This is a genomic window from Mesorhizobium sp. M7A.F.Ca.CA.001.08.2.1 (genome assembly GCF_003998455.1).
Classification (GTDB): domain Bacteria; phylum Pseudomonadota; class Alphaproteobacteria; order Rhizobiales; family Rhizobiaceae; genus Mesorhizobium; species Mesorhizobium ciceri.
In genome coordinates this window covers 1-458 of sequence record NZ_RZPW01001467.1, presented here as the reverse complement: position 1 = coordinate 458, position 458 = coordinate 1, and the positions used below count along the sequence as shown (strand labels likewise).

Here is a 458-nt window from a genome sequence, read left to right as displayed (position 1 = left end):
CTGATGGTGCCATCCAGTATGGCGGCGACCGCGGCAATGATCGGCGCGTCGATGTTGCGCTCGGTGGCAATGCGGGCTGCGATCGCCGCCGTCGGCACGCCTTCTGCCAGCGGCAATCCGGCAAGCGGCTTGCCTTGCCCGAGCGCCAACCCATAGGCGAAATTGCGCGACTGGGTGGACGAGCAGGTCAGCAGCAGGTCGCCAAGGCCGGAAAGCCCCATCAGCGTTTCGGGCCTGGCGCCGAAGGCAGCGCCGATGCGGCGCAATTCGACAAAGCCGCGCGTCACCATGGCCGCCTGGGCGCTGGCGCCGAGACCCGCCCCGGTGACGGCACCTGCGGCAATGGCAAAGACGTTCTTCAAGGCGCCGCCGATCTCGACGCCGATCAGGTCGTCGTTCGAATAGCAGCGCAGATTTTCGGCGGAAAAGCGGGCGGCGAGATCGGCGGCGCCTTGAAG

1 protein-coding gene is annotated in these 458 nt (G+C 67.5%); it reads right to left on the bottom strand.

Annotated features, from left to right (window positions below):
- The coding region (locus EN914_RS38025; RefSeq protein ID WP_348631990.1) for an NAD(P)H-dependent glycerol-3-phosphate dehydrogenase at positions 1–458 on the bottom strand (458 nt) is incomplete at both ends.